The sequence below is a fragment of the Paenibacillus naphthalenovorans genome (assembly GCF_001465255.1).
Classification (GTDB): domain Bacteria; phylum Bacillota; class Bacilli; order Paenibacillales; family NBRC-103111; genus Paenibacillus_G; species Paenibacillus_G naphthalenovorans.
Map to the genome: position 1 here is coordinate 4,426,419 of NZ_CP013652.1, position 17,069 is coordinate 4,443,487.

The window sequence follows — 17,069 nt, forward strand, 5'->3', positions numbered from 1 at the left end:
TTTGCGTTTGTTATGTGAAAAAACGATCAACTTTTAATTGACTGTGGCAATGTAACCGTAAACGTTGAACCTGTTCCTGGTGCTCCTGATACTTGAATATCACCGGTATGAAGATCGATGATTTTTTTCACGATCGACAAACCGAGTCCGTTTCCCTTAACGGAAGGATCGCGGGATTTATCCACTTTATGGAACGGTTTAAAGATATCTGCACGTTCTTCCTCAGGAATCCCAATGCCATTATCGGTTATAGAGACGGTGATCAGATGGTTATTCTTACCGGCTTCAATCCGAATCGTTCCACGGACCGGCGTGAATTTAATGCTATTATTCAGTAAATTGATCCACACCTGGTTGAGCTGATCTTCATCCGCTTGTACCGTAATAGCCTCTAATTGAACATCCATTTCAATGTCTTTGGCTGTCCATTGAGGCTCCAACGCAATGACGACCTTTCGAAGCTGCTCATCCAGTCGGTACGTACTTCGCTTCAACGGATGAAGTTCCTGCTGTAAATAGGATAGTTGAAGCAAATTTTGACTTAATCGCGATAATCTCTCGCATTCCTGTTCGATGATGGTCAAATAATGGATTCGGCTTTCCTCACTCAATTTCTTCTGCTTTAACGCTTTGCTAAAACCTGAAATCGAAGTTAAAGGCGATTGAATTTCATGCGAGACGTTGGATACGAAATCTTGCCGCATTTGATCCAGCTTCGCAAGCTCTTGTGCCATTTCAGTAAAGCTAACGCTCAAAGCACCAATTTCATCCTTCCGTTTTGTTTGCAGCTCAACATCGAACTTTCCTTTTGCCATAAGCTTTGTTGCTTCTGTCAAACGAAGAATCGGGTGGACGATATAACGGGCAGCGACGATAATAAGAAAACTCCCGAAAAACAAGATAATAATATACATGAGATGAATGGAATTCATGATCTCGTCTTCGATCGGATTCTTCTCCACGGTTACAAATAAACCGTAAGGCTCCCCATTGACCTGAAATGGAAGTCCGATGACCGGAAAATGAGGGACGTGTGCATTCTGGTGCTCACTGGTATCGATATGGCGGACGATATCGCCTGAAAGCACGCGTTCAATTTGAGCAGAATCCATTAGCAAGGATATCTTGTTTCTATCAAGGAGGGGGGTACCGTCCTTATTGTACAGTTGAAGAAGGTTACCCGAAAGGCCAGAAAGGCTTTGCATGAAAGGAATCAAATCGGCGGATGATGTTGTCTGGTAAGAATGTATGATCTTCTCCCCGTTCAGGATGAGCGTTTTTTCTATTAGCTTTTGAATGCGGCCTTCATACAAAAAGGACGAAACAACAAATGCCGTAACCAGGCTCAACATCACAATGCCGACAAAGACAAATACAACGCGGGTATAGAGCGATTTAATCTTTGTACACCTCCAGCCGATAACCCAAGCCGCGAATGGTCACAATGCGGAATTGAGACTCAAATTCGGCAAACCGTTCCCTTAGCCTCTTGATGTGAACATCCACCGTCCGTTCATCCCCTTCATAATCCACGCCCCAAATGTCCTCAATCAAATGTTCCCGCGTAAACAACTGCCCGGCATAGCTGCCCAGTTTGTAAAGCAGTTCAAATTCTTTCATCGGAATGGTGACGGTCCTCCCGCCGTTGTAGATCACCTGATAACTATTGCGGTCTAAAGAAACGTCACCCAATTGAATCACACTGGAAGTAGAAATACGATACCGCTTGAGCAGCGCCTTCACCCGAAGAACCAGCTCGACCGGGTCGAACGGTTTCGCCAAGTAATCATCCGTTCCAAGCATAAATCCTTTGATTCGATCTGCCGACTGCCCCCTCGCGGTAACCATCAATATCGGTATATCCCCATATTCACGGAGCTTCCGGCATAGGACCCATCCATCCATTTTCGGCATCATAATATCCAAAATCACCAGGTCAACTCGATGATTTTCGGCATACTCCAACGCCTCCGCTCCGTTCGATTTTTCTACGAGCTCAAACCCCTCATCTTCCAAGTACAAACGTATCAATTCCCGGATGTGAGCTTCATCATCTACCACTAATAACCTTGGCAAATTTAATTCTCCCCTTTGATTTCTACCACAAAAGGAAATGCTCTCACTTTTCCATGTTGTTTAAACTCAGCCCATATTTTATAGATGCCCGGCTGCTTGAACTCTGTTTCAAAAACCGGATCCTCATGATTGGCCGGATGAACATGAAGAAACTTCTGTGCAGTTTCATCAAGAATGACAACATGCCCCATCGCTCCCAAATAAGGAGTTAAATTGGTTTTATCGAAATCAAATGCTAACGTTACAGGCTTATTGACATCAAAAGAACTCATATTCAGTGTTACGGTTTCTCCGTCGATATGCTGAGTAAGCGTATTGTCCGGCTTAAGCTCCTCGTTGTTCGTTGATCCGCTTGGAGTGCCGACTACAAACGGAATCGGTTCTGCATGAAATGCTAAATTTTTCGGTTTAATATCAATAAAGGCTTTATAAAATCCTTCAGGCAGCATATTTCCAATTCTAAACTCGCCATTGCCCGACTGTTCGGGGTGCACGTGATAATACTTCTGCAGACGTTCATCCACAATGATCAGATGAAGAAGCTTCTCATGATTTACTTCTAAATCGTTAACTGGGTTTCCTGCTTTATCCTTCAAAAAAATCTTTATTTCATTTTCATCAGATTGAACAAACGTAATTACCTCGCTATGATCCTCATGCTGTGAATGACTTCCATGTTCATGGCTGCTTCCATCCTCTTCGCCATGATTTTCATCGTATTGATGCTCTTGTGCAGATGCAGGTTTTGAATCATCAGCGATAAACTCATCATATATGGTAAAGCCACCTATCATGACTGCCACATAAAGAATTGACGTTATGACCCATTTATCAAATATGACCCATTTACCCATTTCAACCAACCCTCGCAATCATTATTTTGGTCAGTCCGTTGAATGAACTTACGCTATGGACACCATATTGTTTATGCGGAAACCTTTAATCGCGGCGGTAAAATGCCGTGGAAGTGAGGGGAATCCGATTTAGCAGTGGTGTGACTTTCCCCTCCATGCTTCCGCGAAAATTTTAAAAAAGGTGAAGGGCATTTCTATTTCTTCTTCATGATGAACCGTCTGTCAATATAAAAAGCTGCCAACACGGATATGACAACGGTCAAAAGCAGGTTCGCATAAGTTTCAAGAGGAAACGGCTTGCCTTCAAGATGGATATCATTCGCACGATATTCCATTCGTTTCACCGCATGTCTGGCCGTTTGAAGGTCCTCTTGCCGGGCTAAATCTTCAAGTTGGACTTCGAACATAAATCGATCCGGGGAATCGCTATGGACGAGCTGAAGCTCCGTGGTCTTCCCTCTTTCGTTCCAGTTTTTAATATCCTCCGCAGCCAGCGATTTGGCTTGTGTTCCCGAAACGATCATTTTATCCAATTGCGGGGCATTCGACATCGTGTATCTGGATAGCAGGTTCAAACCGTGTTTCGTCACAATGGGGGCATCCGCGCTTGAAACGGAAAGGACCTTTGTCGTTCCGGTGTCTGAATAGATATCAAATACGGAAGCCAGTGCCATTTCCTCCATACCGTCATACAGCAGCACGCCTGCCTTTTTCTTGTTCCACTGAAAAGCGTTATTCAATACATAGGTTGCATAGCGCAGATCGATGTAAAATGGTTCGACCTTTGGATTTTGAAGGAAGTGATAAGAAGGATAATTCAATTCTTTCGCTATTTTGGCCGCCATCGGATCGCCCAGTTTTTGTGAGATGACATAGAGGACGGCATCGATTCCTGATGAAATACCTGCTGAGGATATCACATGATCATCATTAGTAACATAACGCAGATCCCTTTTCCAGTTCACTTCAGGATATTTCTTTGAAAGAATCCACATCGTTTGCCAGTGAGATGCCGCTGACTTTCCATTTAATAATCCAGTAGCGGCAAGATTGTCCGCGCCCGCGCAAATGCTCAATAAAGTGGTTTCCTTGTGTTGTTGTATCCATTCACGGACGGGTTGATAGTTCTTTTGGTCAAGCATGGTCATGTAAGGGATCGCGATAATGTCAGGACTTTTACCCAGCAGTTCATCCATTTCTTTAAAAGAGTAGTGCGGCACCACATCCAAGCCGCCAGTCAGTGACTTCACCTGATTGTCCGCAGCAACGGCAAACACATTGTATGCGCCAGTCATAGAAAACAATTGATACGGAGTCATGAAATCCAATCCTTCCGTGGTTTCATTCCCCAGCAAGACGGCAACCGTAGGTTTATTGGGATCATATTCGGGTTGCTTTATTCCTTGCAAAGAAGGAACGGGCTCTTGGCGAACCGAACCGTAAAAATCTTTTTGAGAACGAAAATATCCGAACGCTCCGACCCCTCCCACAAACACAACGAAACTACATAAATAAACGACGAAACGCAATAATAACTTCTTCATTTGATTTCCTCCTCGATGATTAAGGTCTTTCATTTACAATACCGGAGTAGGGTATAACGACATGTAAAAACGACCGATTTGACATCACTCTTAGACAGAGGCTCACCATCCCATTTTAACCAACGTAACAATGACAAAAGTCATCGAAACCACGAAAGAAATGGATGTCATGACGATCATTTTTTTATTTTTCCATCCGTCTCTAACGATTTGATAAACCAACCAGAGCAAGGTTCCAAGTGTTAATACAATCATCGCACGCCGAAATAAAATCATGTCTTCCATGCTCAACATGGTGGTTGCGGATCCTCCAATAACCAGAAAGATGAGCGCATGAAACCAGTGTTGGGTAGCTAGAAAAGATATCACCACCGGCAAAAATACGGATACCTTCTTTCCCGGTTTCATCTTATTACAGCAAGCTTTCATTCATTTTTTCCTCCTGTTCATATTTTTAAATTAACTTCGCTATGGATGATACTATAAATCAGATTTGTGAACTCATTATGAACTGAGCCATAGAAATTAAGATCAGTCAATGCGGAAACGGACCGCATGAATCCATCATTTAAGAATACTTTCTTTCAAAGTCCATAATATTTAATCATTGAGTAAAATGGAGGTGTAACTATGTCCAATGGATTCGTTATGCGTTCTTTAGACGAAGTCCGGTTTTGGTCACGTATAATGAAGGAACATTCGCTTTTTCTGAAATTAGGGTTTCGTTGCGATGACACCCAGTTAATACATGAGGCGAATCAGTTTTACGCGGTGTTTGAGGAAATTGAAAGAAGGTCAAACGCATTCACATCTGAAACAGACCCTGAAGTAATAAAAAGATTCAATGTAGAAGTGCACAATGCGGCTTCCCGCATATGGGCTTTTAAAAGAAAAGTGTTAGGATTAATTTTAAGCTGCCAACTTCCAGGAGCCAATAACTTTCCATTGTTGGTCGATCACATTAGTAGAGAAGCATTTTACTTTAGAAACCGATTGGAAGAACTGAATACGGGAAGATTAGACCCTTTACCAGATGCAATCATTAATGAAAATGTATTTTTCTTAAGGATAATGGCTGACCATGCAAAATTTATTGGACATTTACTGGACCCCTCTGAACGGCAGTTAGTTGAACAATCACGTAACTTTAGTCATGATTTCGACCAATTGCTCTTTCAAGCCAGAGATTTGGAATCCATGCGACCTCAATCCCAGACAGTTCCTTTACTAGACCAATTCCTTGATCAGAATCGAATTTCCGTTAAATCTCTTCGCGATTTTAAAAAGACTGCTAAAGAATTAATTGAGTCTTGTCGTATAAAGAGTATTATCCATCCCCTGCTGGCAGACCATGTATTTCGGGAAGCTGAGCGATTCCTTATTATTATAGATATGTTAGAAAGTAGTTTGACAAAAACATCTGCGGGATAAAACATAAAGAGTAATCAACACGATTCAGAACGGGAGCAACCTGTTCGTGGAATTTCCCGGTTATTCGGACTACGGGCACCTTCCAGTCGTCGGCATAGCCGGTCTGACTGTTCTTCGATTGAAGCTTTTGAAACGAACTTTAAGCTTAATGCTCATCCGAATGCTTATCCGGTATACTTTGCAGAAAGCGCTTGCGTAGATGAGTCAGAAGTGACTTCAACGATTTTCAGGTTATTGAAACAAAGGCTTAATCGCATCAGTGCAACTTCGGCCTGCTCACGAGTCATCGGTTCTCCAAGTATTTTACCTTTGTAGCTGATGGCGTAACGCATTCGTTAACCTCCATTATTGAACGGATCCCGGTTCTCCGGGATTTTGTTCTGGTTGACTCTACGTCATTATACGTAGGATTGGCGCAACAAGAATGCATCATCACGGTTGCGCTTCTTGAAACCGGCTTGTACATGTACATACCATCCGATCTGTCCGGATGCGCTCCGGTTCTTCTACATCCCAATCCATCCAATTATAACATGAGAAGTATAGATTAGGGTAATCGCCGGGGAAAATTGGCATATTAAATCCATATCCATTGGAATTATCAGCAGGAGAGTGGATGAATTGCATTTTCGATTTGCCTTAATGATCGGCACGGCGATTGCCGCGGGGCTCGCGCTCCATGCTGTGGAAGGGGCGGCTTTGATCCAGCCGCAGGAACGGATCATGACGTTCGCCGTTCTCAGCGACATCCATGTGCAGAACTGGGACAAACGTGCCCTGCAAACATTCGGACAAGCACTCGACGATCTTCACCATACCGTTCCCCAGGCTGAGGCGCTCATTATCAACGGGGATTTGGGCAACGGGAATCCGGAGGATTACCGTACACTTCGCCAAATGTTGGATAAGCATCCCCATCCGCGGCGGATTTTTTATACTATCGGCAATCATGAGTTTTACCGCATGTGGCATGATCGGCTGGGACGCTGGAGCCCGGACACATTCCCCAACGGGGAGACGGAAGCCGCTGCCAGCCAACGATTTTTGAGTTTTATCGGGGAGCCGAAAGTTTACTATGAACGGGAGGTTAGGGGCTTCCGGTTTCTGTTTCTTGGAACGGAGCGCTATAGACAGTCCGACCCGTCGGTGCAAGAAGATGCTTTTCTATCCGCCGGCCAGTTGCAATGGTTAGAAGCGAAATTAAAGGAAGCCGCCTCCGTCAGGAAACCGATATTCGTCTTCCTGCATCAACCCCTTCCGGATACCGTGTCCGGGAGCGGACGGGAAGGGAGCGGAAGAGGCGTAGTTCAGCATCGGAAGCTCAAGGCGCTGTTGTCTTCCTATCCTCAGGTGCTTCTGTTTTCGGGACATTCCCACCGGGAACTGGCGCAGCCGCGTACCGTCGTGCGCGATCACTTTGTGATGGCGAACAGCTCCTCTGTCCGCGATCCGTCGCACGAAGCCGGACCCTACGCGCCTGAAGCGGGAAAGAGCGAAGGGCTCATCGTTGAAGTGTATCCGGATCGCGTATGTATCCGGGGCCGTGATTTCGGCCATCGGAGCTGGGTGCCGGAGGCGGTCTACACGGTTCAATGAAGTTGGGCTTGATGCAGCAACAGAAGGGCGGAAGGACCGGCTGTCCGGTCCTCCCGGGTTTACTTTTCGACCCACTCACTGCGCAGCGAGAACAGATCCTTGAGATCCTCCGTCGATAACTCGGTGATCCACTGCTCCCCGCTGCCAACGATTTGCTGGCTGAGCTCCATCTTTTTATCGATCATCTCGTCAATGCGCTCCTCCAGCGTGCCCAGCGTGACGAATTTGTGCACCTGCACATGGCGGGTCTGGCCGATCCGGAAAGCCCGGTCGGTCGCTTGATTCTCTACCGCGGGGTTCCACCAACGGTCAAAGTGAAACACGTGGTTGGCGGCCGTGAGGTTGAGCCCTGTGCCTCCGGCTTTCAGCGAGAGCAGGAAAATGCCTGAATCCGGGGAGTCCGGCTCCGCTTCATTTTGGAATACCTCGATCATCCGGTCACGCTCCGCTTTGGAACTCCCGCCGTGCAGGAACGGGACCTTGCCGCCGAATTCTTCTTCGAACACCCGCTGCAGCAGCAGACCGCTCTCTACAAACTGGGTGAAGATAAGACATTTGTCCCCTTCCTGCCGCAGCTCCTGAACCATCTCCAGCAGCCTTTCGACTTTGTTGGAACGTCCGCGCCATGGCGACCGGGCCGACTCTTTGGCGAGCAATGCGGGATGGTTGCAGATTTGCTTCAGCTTGGTCAGGGCTGTTAAAATCATGCCCCGGCGTTGCATCGGCGAAAGCGTATCGATGCGCTCGAACATGTCGCGAATGTAGTTTTCATAAAGCGTAGCTTGTTCCGTAGTTAGAGAGACATAGGTTTTATACTCGTATTTTTCCGGCAAATCAAGCTGAATCGAAGGATCCTTCTTCACCCGCCGCAAAAGGAACGGGCGGATGAGCCGCTGTACCTTAGCGATGAGCTCTTGATCCTGGGTCCGTTCGATGGCTCCGACATACCGCTGTGTAAAATCACGCAGCGTTCCAAGGTAACCGGGGTTCAAAAAATCAAAAATCGACCACAGCTCGGTCAGCCGGTTCTCGATGGGTGTACCGGTCAGAGCGATCCGGTGCTGTCCCGTCAGCTTGCGTATGGATGATGCCTGTTTCGTGTAGGCGTTCTTGATGTTCTGCGCCTCGTCCAGACATATGGATTCCCAATGCAAGGAGGAGAGCTCCGCTTCATCCAAGTGTGCCAGCGTATAAGTCGTCAGCACAAGATCGCTGCCGCGGCAGCTTTCGGCGAAACGTTCTCCCTTGGCGCGTCCCGGACCATAGTGCAGATGAACCCGCAGGTCGGGAGCGAAGCGCTGCAGCTCCTTCTGCCAGTTGCCTAGCACCGAGGTGGGGCAAATCAGCAGGGAGGGTGAAGGATCCGTCGTTCCCTCGCTCAGCCGTTTCTCCCGCAGAAGGAGCAGGTAGGTGATCATTTGAATCGTTTTGCCCAGCCCCATATCGTCGGCCAGGCATCCGCCCAGGCCGCATTCCCTCAAGAACATAAGCCACGAAATACCCTCGACCTGATAAGGCCTTAAGGTGCCGCGGAAGCTGTCGGGCGGCTCGGTGAGCGGCGGCCGCTTGGCATGATTCAGAAGATCGACCAGCTCCTGAAGCTGATCGTTGAGCTCGACCTCCATCTTCAAAGAGCGGTGGAATTGCTTGTCTTCCTCGCCGTCGCTCGTACCCAGCAGGTGCAGCTCCAGCACATCCCGAAAGGAAAGGCCCTGCTTCTTCTGCACCTGATGCATTACGCTTTGCAGCTGTGCGAGATGAACGGGATCGAGCTGTACCCACTGGCCGCGGATTTGCACCAGCCTGCGGTTTTGTTCCAGCAGCTCGCGAAATTCTTCTTCCGTCAGCTCGATGTCGCCCAGGGCGATTTTCCAGTCGAACTGCATAAGCTGATTGAGGCCGAACATCGGCTGGGGGCCGGTCCCCACCGACGACTTGATTTTCGCCTTGAGGCGGGGACGCCACTTGCGGATGCGCTCCCACCACGCCGGCAGGAATACGGAGTAGCCTGCCTCCACCAGACGAATGCTGCCATTCACTAGCAGTTCCCAGGCCTCGTCCGGCGTGAGCAGGCTGCGTATGCCTTCCTCGCCTTCGGCGAGAAAGGGGACCATGCGCCGCCACTTGGCGGCATCGCGAACGGCACGTCCGAGGTGTCTGCGCCAAGCCTCGGGCACACCGGCGGCCGCTTCCCCGTCCGTCTCCGCGGTGGCCCAAGCTTTGAGAACCGAAGGGTCCGCCTCGTACTGCACGTTTTGGTCCCCCCGGTCCTGCAGCACGACGCGCAGCGGCCAGGCGCCGCCGGCAGTTGCAGGCTCCTCAAGCTTCAGGCATGTTCGAAAAGGCGTGCCGTCAGACTGCCAGCCAATGGAGATGAGCCAATCCTCCTCGTCCATCCACAAATCGGCGGCCGATTTGCTGCGGGAGAGCAGAGGAAATGAGCGCTCCAGCCGCTCAAGATTTTGACGCATGACCCCGTCTGCTTCGATCCAGGCGGGAATGAGCTGATCCATCCAAAGCTCCGCTGCGGGAGAGGCAGCCAGAGCGGCCGCTTCTTCATCCAGCAACAGCTTCCAGCCGAGCGTCCCGGCTTTCCACTTGGCAAAATCGGGCATAAAGCGGCCTTGCGTCAGCGCCTCTTTGACGGCCGGCGCCAGCCGCATCAGCTCATCCAGCTCGCGGCTGTAGTTCAGCCGCTGATGCATAACGGTGCTTGGAGCGGCCCAATAGTCCAGCGCCTCCAGCGTCGGAAGCAGCACACCTTCCAGATTCATCCATTCGATGACCTCAATGAACGTGCCGTAGAAGGAAGGAGCATGCCAGGCAAACAACCAGTCCCGCAGGTCGTAAGCGTCGCAGATGCCGCCGTTGTGACGGGTACCCCACAGGAAGAATCCGCCCTGAGGCGCCCATCGCACATTTACGCTGATGCTTCCCGTATCGATCATGGTATCCATTTTCCTTTCCTCAACTCTTCTTGTAATGCGCGAAGGCGAGAGTATTTTACGGCCAGCCGGTAGATGTAATCCTCCCAATCGTTCAGACGGTCCAGCTTTTTATATAGATTGTTCAGCTTTTTGAGCAATTTGGTTGCGGACTTGTAAGCGGTGCGGTTCTTCCCGGCAATGCACCGTTCCACCGCTTGGTGATACAGCGGCAGTACCAGTGCCGGGTTCTGCTTCTCTACGGATTGCAGATCGACGGAGTACAGGTCATTCGGGGAAACGCGGTTGGCCAACTGCAAATCGATCCAGGCTTTATACCGCCGGCCCTTCAGCAGATATGCCGAATAGAAGTTGTACGTGCGCGGCAGCAGCGCTACCATGACGGACACCCATTCCGCATCGTCGGATTGCCGCCCTACGGCTTCCATCCAATACTGGCAAAACTGCCGTAATTCCTCCTGCTGGGCGCGCTGTACCACCGGCAGCAGCCATCGCAGCCATGCCAGCATGCGTTCCCATGCCTGCTCTTTATGGCAGTGGTGCAAATAAAAGAAGAAATCCCGCGCCTCACGTTTGCTGAGCTGCTCCATCTGCCGCCTGGCGGCTTCGTCATCCCCCGCGATGACGGCAAAATGCGCGTCCGCCATCAGCAGCGCATCCTTACGCTTTGGCATCAGGTCCTTTGCTTGCAGCATATGCTGCAGTCGAGTCTGTTCCTCCGCGATCCATGAAGAGAGGTTTGCCATCCGCCACCAAACGCTGCGGTACACGGTGGGCCACGAAACAGGGGACTCCTTCCCGGACAGAGCGGACTCCGAAATCAGATGCAGCGTTTCTTTCCACTCCGCGGAATAGCTTTGCGTCAAGGCTTCCACATCCAGCGTCGGCGTAAGGCGGAGCAGCTCTTCCTGACACTTTCGTCCGATCGTTCTGCACCCGGTTTCAATATAGTAAGAAAGATACGATGCTTTCGTCTCTTGGTAAAACTGCTCGATCTTCCGCATGATGAACAGCAGCAAATGCAGATCATAGAGCTCCTTAAGGGGAGATTTCCAACCCTCGCCGTAGGGGGCAAGCTTTTCTTTGGCCGCGTTGTGGAACAGCTCGATCGAATGCTGCTGAGACAGCGAGAAGCCGTAAAACTGCTGGTCAAAAAAACGCTGCCATTGCACGGGGCTTTGTTCTTCTGTGGGTGGCTCAAGCCGATCCTGCTGACGTTTATCCGCCGTACGGCCGCCTGACCGGATCTGCTGCTGTCGGCTGCGAATCATAATGGCCTGCTTCAGCTGTTGAAGGAGAAGCTCGGGCCGCGCGTAAGAAGCATACAGAGTAAAGACGACCGCAGCAATATGCTCGCAGTTCCTTACGGTTGAACAACTGCATTCGCTTTTGCTGAAATGGTCGATGTCGATGATGACCTCGCAATTTGGCTCGAGCACCAAGGCATGCACTTCCACGCCGTGCTTCAGCTCGAGTCCGGCCACACGGCCTTTGTGGAAATATTCCCATCCCCGCTCGAGCCGGTCCAGTTCATAATCGCTCTGCAGATGCCTTGTCAGCTCGTGTATTCGATTTTTAGGGATCTGCAGCTTGAGCATGTTTCGCCCTCCGCCTGTTTTGTCTATCCTTATAGTGTATCAGATTTTGCATATGAATGCGTAGAAAATTGGTCGAGACCCGAGTTTTTGTTGGTCCGTCACTGGTTGCGGGCACAAGGGATTTGTGAGTACAATGAGGCAAAAGCGAATTTACCGCTGGAAGGACAGGTGGCCATGGGCATTAAATTCGGAAGGGAATACAACGACATCATCAATGATTTTACCGATGCACTGCGGGGAGTGGAAGGCTGCTGCGAATTTCTGGAGATGCCGGCGGACGATTGGGACGCCATGAGCGAGGAGGAACAGAAGGAATGCATGAAGACGTTGGCGGATGATCTGTTCTATGGACTGGGAGTAGAGGCGCAAATGAGCATAGGCGATTGTATGGTCACGCATGACCCCAAACGGCACTTGATCCGCATTGACCAAGGAGAAACGCTTACGACGGTCATCTATTTGGTATAGGAGGGATGGGCATGCACAGGAGATTAACGGAAGAGGAAGTGCAAGTCGGCCTGAACCGGACGGAAGGCTGGGCGTTGGAAGAGAACGGGAAATGGATCGCAAGGAAGTACCGCTTCGCGTCTTTCATGGACGGCATCGGGTTCGTGGATGAAGTGGCCCGGATTGCCGAGGAACTGAACCATCATCCGATGATTTCCATCGATTATCGGCTGGTGACGCTTCGCCTCACCTCGTGGAACGCCGGGGGACTGACGGAGCTTGACTTTACCAGCGCCCGGAGGTACGACGAAGCTTATGCGGGTTTTCGGAAATGAATCTGTTCTCATGCATCCTTATGCGGACCATACCATGCAGTGGAACTCTTCCATGCCGGTAGGGGTCATCCGTTGGTAGGTGTCCGTAATGATAAAACCGGCGCGGGTATACACACGGATCGCTCTTTCATTCCAAGTCATCACTTCAAGGTCGATTTGATTTTGTGGAGCCAACCGTTGGGCTTCCTGTACAATCGCTCTTACAAAATGAATTCCGTTGCCGCAGCCGCATAAATCGGGACGCATGCCCAGACCCAACCGGGTAACGCCCACCATAGGAAAAAACTGCACAAATCCGCTCAGCTCACCGCTTGCGTCCAGAACGGCACGGTACTGGTTCACTCGAATTTCAGCATCGGCGAATTCCTCTTGATCGGAAAGCATAAGCTCCCATGGCCGGAAATGGTAGGTATGGTATGGCGGAGGATAAACCCAGCTGCAGATGTCGCGGCAGTGCGCCTCCGTGAGCGGGGCAATATAAAAAATCCGGGGCTCGTTGGGTATCACTTTCTTTTCAGCTTCTCCCTTCGGGTGTATACTGTTAATATACAGCATATCACCCCATTAAAGGAAGTGATTGGATCTTGAAGCATGTAGTCAGTCAAGAATGGTTGTTTGAGCACGGCATCCAGGACCATATCGTGATCGCGGACTGCCGCTTTATATTAGGCCAGCCTGAGGCCGGAAAACAAAGCTATGATATCGATCATATTTGCGGAGCGTTTTATTTTGATCTCGAACGTGATTTGTCCGGTCCAAAAGAGAAGCACGGAGGGCGCCATCCGCTTCCCGATCCCGGGAAGCTTGCCGCCAAGCTTGGCCGGGCGGGTATCCACGAGCATTCCGTCGTTGTCGCTTACGACGATCAAGGCGGTGCGATGGCCTCGCGGTTTTGGTGGTTGTTGAAATATCTTGGTCATGACGAAGTCTATATTTTGGATAAGGGCTACTCGGCATGGAAGGAAGCAGGGTATCCCGTAACGGAGGAGCTGCCTGTGGAGCAGCAGGCCGTATTCACGCCGAAGGTACGCAGCGAGATGCTGGTGAATGTGGAGCAGGTGAAGAACCGGTTGAAGCGTCCAGGTACGGTGCTCGTGGATTCTCGCGAAGAGAAACGTTACCTTGGCCTCGAGGAAACGATCGATCCGGTGGCCGGACATATTCCGGGAGCGAAGCAGTATTTCTGGAAAGAAGGATTGCAAGCTTCAGGGGGATGGAAGGATGCTTCGGAGCAAAAGGCCAGGTTCGCAGACTTGCGCAACGCCGATGAGCTTATCGTCTATTGCGGCTCCGGTGTGACGGCGTGTCCGAACGTGCTGGCGCTTAGCGAGGCCGGATTCGACAATGTCAAGCTGTACGCAGGCAGCTGGAGCGATTGGATCAGCTATAAGGACAATCCGGTGGCGACAGGAAAAGAGTAGGAAATGGGGATTCCGTGTCAGACACGGTTGGAGGACTACGATCATTTGCCGTTGGCATGCTGATCCGGTCCTCCTTGTTTTTTCATCCGGGGCTGTGTATGATACACCGGCACTCTTATCTTATATTTCCGATCAAAGCGTCCCTGTCAAAAGCTTTCGCCTTTTCTCTTCACGGTCCTTATCGCTGAGTTTGGGACATGTAAAGCAGTAATTCCCGCATGCTTTTTCCGTTTTGTAGTATAGGCAGCACGCGGCTTTCACCCGGAGTAAACGATCCGGATCAGCAGGAGACTCGACCATTTTAAAATTAAGATCCAGCAGATTGGTTTTTTTCTCGAAAATCCGGGGTCCGATGCGGTGTACCAGAACGGCAAAATCGTCCTTAATCCGGCTTCTCGTCTCTTCATCCTCCGCTTCCCCGATCATCACGTCAATCGTATAATACAGCCGGGTGACCAATTGGGCCCACAGCTGAGCCGTTGGAATGCCGGCGGCTTCGGAGACGGAGGCGATGAGAGGCTTCACCTGCCCGATATACCAATGATGAAAAATCGCACTCAGCCATTCTTCTCTGTTATCGGCAGGGCAGGGCGTGCCGACGCAGGAATCCGCTCTGAAAGCCAGCGCAGGACCATCGGAGTGATGGCGGAGCTGCAGCTCCAATTGATCCAGATGCAGGTTCAAGGCCGCTTGATGGCAAGAAACGGTATACTGCAGAGCAGAACAGACTTGAGTAACCCAAGCGATGAAAAACATGCCGCCTACGTCGATATGCGATCCCTTCAAAGCTTCCGTATAGATGCGAATAAACCGGGACATCTCCTCCAGTCTCAACAGGCTGCCCAGACGGAATCGGTGTTCTGCTCCGGCGATTCCGGTTTCGGATAGTCCAAACCGCTGTTCAAGCACTTGGTTGACCGGTTCCTGAAGAGTCATGATCCGGCGCTCCTTTCTGGCACATCAGGCGAATGATTTGGGGGACAGTCCCCGATCCCAATGAGAATTATAATCATTATCATTAGGGAAATCAATAGAAATCACAGCATTCGGAACAGATCGGATGCAGGAGGCTTCCGCATGGTTTCTGCAAAATAGAAAGCCCTGCAGGCTTGTCCGTCCGTTTCGTCCGTTTTTGCGAACGATCGGATCGGGCCAAACACTGAGGGCTTCCGAAGCTGCATTGCGAATCCGTTGACCAAATCAATTGGCGTCGGTCATGAGTTGTTTGTACTGCTCGTCCGACAAAATACGCCGGGCTGTCACATAACGATTGGCGTAGTAAGATTCGCTCATTTCAGTAATCGTAACGCCTTTGTTCGTAGCCGAGTGGTAGAACTTGCCGCCTCCCACATATACGCCGACATGAGAAATGCCTTTACCGTCGGTGTTGTAGAACACGAGGTCGCCGGGACGGAGCTGATCTGCGGCTACCCATTGGCCGGCTTGGGCTTGGCCTTTGGAGGAATGGGGAAGTTCTATACCGAACTTGTCGAACACCCAAGAAGTATAGCCGGAGCAATCAAAGCCGTTTGTCGTATTGCCTGCCCATTTGTAAGGCGAGCCTAAACCCGCGTTTACCGCTGCGCTTAGTGGGGTTTCAGCAAATGCGCTGCCCACGGAAACACTGCAAAACATAGCTAACGAAAGTGCAAAACCTACAAGCTTCTTTTTCAAAAAAAGTTTCCCCTTCCGGTGCCTACGAGGTTAGCTGAAGGGTTCGGTTGAAGGTTCCCTATGATCACTGACGTTGTTTGTCGAGATCAATTCACCCGGTTATGGATCCCCCGTTTTCCTAAACAGAAATTCGGCAAAATTTTCTTTTTTTTGATTTCGGATAAACATATTCGAGGAAAACTGCACTTTTCCTTCTTTTGTAACAAAATTGACACATTTAAGCGGTTTAAATTGAAAATTTTGTTTAATTGAATCGGGGATATAACAACACAAAGACACCGGTCCATGGCGGACCGGTGCTTCTGCGGTCTTATTAGGATATCAGCTACGCTTTCTCCGTCCAAAGCGCATATTGTGTGCTGATGGCCCATACTTTAATAAACATTTGAACCAGCCGATAGGCTTGTAATCCGATCAGGGCCAGAAAGCCGGCCCAGAAAAACGAGGCCGCCATCACCGCGGCGGACACGGCCAAAGCGATTCCTGCTACGGATAAAGAAATCAGCATAATGGCGGGCAGATGGCGAATCACAAACAGCAGGGTGTAAATGGCCGACCTGCCATCGGTTTTTCCGATCTGAAGGAACAAAAAGACGAGCTGGAGCACAAACCAATAGGCGATGTAGCCGGCCAGCGCCGGCGCCAGCGCTTTCCCGAAGGAAATATATGAAGTCTGATGCCCGTACAGCTCTATTGTATAAGGAACCAGCCAGTAGAGCGGAGAGAGCAGCAGCGCCAGTTGGATGAAGTAGAGGCCGAAGAAGGGAAGAGACAGCTTTCGAATCCCCTCCACGAACCGGTAGCCTGCGTTCATGTCCCGATGTTGAAGCGAGTAATATACCCCCGCATTAAGCAGCGGATGCACCAGCATTCTTAATCCCAGGAGGCAGATGCCCCACCACAGAAACGGCTCCAGCAGGTCCGTCTTCATGATCTGAAAATGACCTTCGATCCAGAACAGCTGCGAAGCTGTGACGGGCAGGTCGCTCCCCGGATAACGATGGAGAAGGGGGAGGACGACGGATTGAATCAGCTTATACAGCGCGACGCCCCAGATGAGATTGTATATAAAGAGGGTAAAGACGGCAAAAGGCTGCTGCCAGGCCAAGGTCCAGCCTGCTTTGATCCGGTTCCACATATTCCTCGCT

At 50.1% G+C, this 17,069-nt stretch carries 17 protein-coding genes and 1 riboswitch; of the genes, 5 read left to right on the plus strand and 12 right to left on the minus strand.

Features of this window, described 5'->3' with window-relative positions; all coding sequences use genetic code 11:
- Positions 1 to 26: 26 nt before the first annotated feature.
- The 5 genes from IJ22_RS21695 to IJ22_RS21715 all read right to left on the minus strand — a co-directional run bounded on the left by IJ22_RS21695 (position 27) and on the right by IJ22_RS21715 (position 4,903).
- On the minus strand, positions 27 to 1,112 hold the full coding sequence (locus IJ22_RS21695; protein ID WP_235594194.1) for a sensor histidine kinase: 1,086 nt from the start codon (positions 1,110 to 1,112) through the stop codon (positions 27 to 29).
- A gap of 283 nt (positions 1,113 to 1,395) precedes the next feature.
- Complete coding sequence (locus IJ22_RS21700; protein ID WP_062410288.1) at positions 1,396 to 2,076, minus strand: response regulator transcription factor; 681 nt, start codon at positions 2,074 to 2,076, stop codon at positions 1,396 to 1,398.
- A gap of 2 nt (positions 2,077 to 2,078) precedes the next feature.
- Positions 2,079 to 2,930, minus strand: coding sequence for a hypothetical protein (locus IJ22_RS21705; RefSeq protein WP_062410289.1), 852 nt, complete (start codon positions 2,928 to 2,930; stop codon positions 2,079 to 2,081).
- A 194-nt stretch (positions 2,931 to 3,124) separates the two neighbouring features.
- Positions 3,125 to 4,474, minus strand: coding sequence for a DJ-1/PfpI family protein (locus IJ22_RS21710; protein WP_062410290.1), 1,350 nt, complete (start codon positions 4,472 to 4,474; stop codon positions 3,125 to 3,127).
- 102 nt (positions 4,475 to 4,576) lie between these two features.
- Positions 4,577 to 4,903: a hypothetical protein gene (locus IJ22_RS21715; protein ID WP_062410291.1), complete on the minus strand. Its 327-nt coding sequence runs from the start codon at positions 4,901 to 4,903 to the stop codon at positions 4,577 to 4,579.
- 201 nt (positions 4,904 to 5,104) lie between these two features.
- Here IJ22_RS21715 and IJ22_RS21720 point away from each other — a divergent pair, with 201 nt between their 5' ends.
- Entirely contained in the window at positions 5,105 to 5,905 is an 801-nt protein-coding gene (locus tag IJ22_RS21720; protein WP_062410292.1) for a DUF2935 domain-containing protein, read from the plus strand.
- Positions 5,906 to 6,069: 164 nt separating this feature from the next.
- Here the strand turns inward: IJ22_RS21720 and IJ22_RS26595 are convergent, their stop codons facing one another.
- On the minus strand, positions 6,070 to 6,237 hold the full coding sequence (locus IJ22_RS26595; protein ID WP_171006005.1) for a hypothetical protein: 168 nt from the start codon (positions 6,235 to 6,237) through the stop codon (positions 6,070 to 6,072).
- 289 nt (positions 6,238 to 6,526) lie between these two features.
- Between IJ22_RS26595 and IJ22_RS21725 the strand changes: the two genes are divergently transcribed.
- Entirely contained in the window at positions 6,527 to 7,501 is a 975-nt protein-coding gene (locus tag IJ22_RS21725) for a metallophosphoesterase family protein (protein ID WP_137670987.1), read from the plus strand.
- 59 nt (positions 7,502 to 7,560) lie between these two features.
- Here IJ22_RS21725 and IJ22_RS21730 read toward each other — a convergent pair whose 3' ends face one another.
- Positions 7,561 to 10,449, minus strand: coding sequence for a DEAD/DEAH box helicase (locus IJ22_RS21730; RefSeq protein WP_062411108.1), 2,889 nt, complete (start codon positions 10,447 to 10,449; stop codon positions 7,561 to 7,563).
- On the minus strand, positions 10,446 to 12,044 hold the full coding sequence (locus tag IJ22_RS21735) for a hypothetical protein (protein WP_062410293.1): 1,599 nt from the start codon (positions 12,042 to 12,044) through the stop codon (positions 10,446 to 10,448). The genes IJ22_RS21730 and IJ22_RS21735 overlap by 4 nt, the downstream gene beginning before the upstream one ends.
- Positions 12,045 to 12,218: 174 nt before the next feature.
- Here IJ22_RS21735 and IJ22_RS21740 point away from each other — a divergent pair, with 174 nt between their 5' ends.
- Both IJ22_RS21740 and IJ22_RS21745 read left to right on the plus strand, forming a co-directional pair.
- Positions 12,219 to 12,512 (plus strand): hypothetical protein, encoded by a 294-nt coding sequence (locus IJ22_RS21740; RefSeq protein ID WP_054817031.1) that lies wholly within the window; start codon positions 12,219 to 12,221, stop codon positions 12,510 to 12,512.
- 11 nt (positions 12,513 to 12,523) lie between these two features.
- A complete protein-coding gene (locus IJ22_RS21745; protein WP_062410294.1) occupies positions 12,524 to 12,826 on the plus strand; it encodes a 4a-hydroxytetrahydrobiopterin dehydratase in 303 nt (100 codons plus the stop codon).
- A gap of 18 nt (positions 12,827 to 12,844) precedes the next feature.
- Here IJ22_RS21745 and IJ22_RS21750 read toward each other — a convergent pair whose 3' ends face one another.
- A complete protein-coding gene (locus IJ22_RS21750; RefSeq protein WP_082660910.1) occupies positions 12,845 to 13,381 on the minus strand; it encodes a GNAT family N-acetyltransferase in 537 nt (178 codons plus the stop codon).
- A 29-nt stretch (positions 13,382 to 13,410) separates the two neighbouring features.
- Here IJ22_RS21750 and IJ22_RS21755 point away from each other — a divergent pair, with 29 nt between their 5' ends.
- Positions 13,411 to 14,247, plus strand: coding sequence for a sulfurtransferase (locus IJ22_RS21755; protein ID WP_062410295.1), 837 nt, complete (start codon positions 13,411 to 13,413; stop codon positions 14,245 to 14,247).
- Positions 14,248 to 14,379: 132 nt separating this feature from the next.
- Here the strand turns inward: IJ22_RS21755 and IJ22_RS21760 are convergent, their stop codons facing one another.
- The 3 genes from IJ22_RS21760 to IJ22_RS21775 all read right to left on the minus strand — a co-directional run bounded on the left by IJ22_RS21760 (position 14,380) and on the right by IJ22_RS21775 (position 17,059).
- Positions 14,380 to 15,183 carry a hypothetical protein gene (locus IJ22_RS21760; protein ID WP_062410296.1) on the minus strand — a complete coding sequence of 268 codons (804 nt, stop codon included), beginning with the start codon at positions 15,181 to 15,183 and terminating at the stop codon, positions 14,380 to 14,382.
- Between the two features lie 264 nt (positions 15,184 to 15,447).
- The gene (locus IJ22_RS21765; protein WP_062410297.1) at positions 15,448 to 15,921 is read right to left on the minus strand and encodes a C40 family peptidase; all 474 of its coding nucleotides are present in this window, start codon (positions 15,919 to 15,921) and stop codon (positions 15,448 to 15,450) included.
- Positions 15,922 to 15,925: 4 nt separating this feature from the next.
- Positions 15,926 to 16,067, minus strand: a riboswitch (cyclic di-AMP (ydaO/yuaA leader).
- 179 nt (positions 16,068 to 16,246) lie between these two features.
- Complete coding sequence (locus tag IJ22_RS21775) at positions 16,247 to 17,059, minus strand: hypothetical protein (protein ID WP_062410299.1); 813 nt, start codon at positions 17,057 to 17,059, stop codon at positions 16,247 to 16,249.
- Positions 17,060 to 17,069: the final 10 nt, after the last annotated feature.